This window comes from Pseudoalteromonas sp. TAB23, assembly GCF_000498075.1.
GTDB classification, from domain to species: domain Bacteria; phylum Pseudomonadota; class Gammaproteobacteria; order Enterobacterales; family Alteromonadaceae; genus Pseudoalteromonas; species Pseudoalteromonas arctica.
The window spans coordinates 1-1,783 of sequence record NZ_AUTP01000158.1 but is presented as its reverse complement, the minus strand read 5'-3'; the positions used below and the strand labels follow the sequence as shown (position 1 = coordinate 1,783).

Below are 1,783 nucleotides of genomic sequence, written 5' to 3'. Positions count from 1 at the left end.
TAACAATCATCTGTGTGGACACTACGAACAAATAAGTTCTAAATCGTATAAGGAGGTGATCCAGCCCCAGGTTCCCCTAGGGCTACCTTGTTACGACTTCACCCCAGTCATGAATCACTCCGTGGTAAACGTCCTCCCGAGGGTTAGACTATCTACTTCTGGAGCAACCCACTCCCATGGTGTGACGGGCGGTGTGTACAAGGCCCGGGAACGTATTCACCGCGTCATTCTGATACGCGATTACTAGCGATTCCGACTTCATGGAGTCGAGTTGCAGACTCCAATCCGGACTACGACGCACTTTAAGTGATTCGCTTACTCTCGCGAGTTCGCAGCACTCTGTATGCGCCATTGTAGCACGTGTGTAGCCCTACACGTAAGGGCCATGATGACTTGACGTCGTCCCCACCTTCCTCCGGTTTATCACCGGCAGTCTCCTTAGAGTTCTCAGCATTACCTGCTAGCAACTAAGGATAGGGGTTGCGCTCGTTGCGGGACTTAACCCAACATCTCACAACACGAGCTGACGACAGCCATGCAGCACCTGTATCAGAGTTCCCGAAGGCACCAAACCATCTCTGGTAAGTTCTCTGTATGTCAAGTGTAGGTAAGGTTCTTCGCGTTGCATCGAATTAAACCACATGCTCCACCGCTTGTGCGGGCCCCCGTCAATTCATTTGAGTTTTAACCTTGCGGCCGTACTCCCCAGGCGGTCTACTTAATGCGTTAGCTTTGAAAAACAGAACCGAGGCTCCGAGCTTCTAGTAGACATCGTTTACGGCGTGGACTACCGGGGTATCTAATCCCGTTTGCTCCCCACGCTTTCGTACATGAGCGTCAGTGTTGACCCAGGTGGCTGCCTTCGCCATCGGTATTCCTTCAGATCTCTACGCATTTCACCGCTACACCTGAAATTCTACCACCCTCTATCACACTCTAGTTTGCCAGTTCGAAATGCAGTTCCCAGGTTGAGCCCGGGGCTTTCACATCTCGCTTAACAAACCGCCTGCGTACGCTTTACGCCCAGTAATTCCGATTAACGCTCGCACCCTCCGTATTACCGCGGCTGCTGGCACGGAGTTAGCCGGTGCTTCTTCTGTCAGTAANTGACTGAAAGTGCTTTACAACCCGAAGGCCTTCTTCACACACGCGGCATGGCTGCATCAGGCTTGCGCCCATTGTGCAATATTCCCCACTGCTGCCTCCCGTAGGAGTCTGGGCCGTGTCTCAGTCCCAGTGTGGCTGATCATCCTCTCAAACCAGCTAGGGATCGTCGCCTTGGTGAGCCATTACCTCACCAACTAGCTAATCCCACTTGGGCCAATCTAAAGGCGAGAGCCGAAGCCCCCTTTGGTCCGTAGACATTATGCGGTATTAGCAGTCGTTTCCAACTGTTGTCCCCCACCTCAAGGCATGTTCCCAAGCATTACTCACCCGTCCGCCGCTCGTCAGCAAAGTAGCAAGCTACTTTCTGTTACCGCTCGACTTGCATGTGTTAGGCCTGCCGCCAGCGTTCAATCTGAGCCATGATCAAACTCTTCAATTAAAAAGTTTTATGTCTTTCGACAGCTCAATGAATTCTGAATTTTTTGTTTTTGTTGCCAAAAACGAATTGACTGTGCGTTATTATTTTCACTTTTAAAAAAAGTGAAATCAAAACAGCTCAAGGCTGAATCTTTTAATAACATATGGTCACTCAGTTTCAATTGAGACTCTAATTTTTTTGCCTCGCTACCTAAGTAGGTTGGCTGTTAGAACTCAATCTGTACGAGTGCCCACACAG

Annotated in this window: 1 rRNA gene; it reads right to left on the bottom strand. The window is 50.1% G+C overall.

Annotated features, from left to right (window positions below):
* Positions 1–48: 48 nt before the first annotated feature.
* A 16S ribosomal RNA gene (locus tag L654_RS0106400) occupies positions 49–1,546 on the bottom strand.
* Positions 1,547–1,783 lie beyond the last annotated feature (237 nt).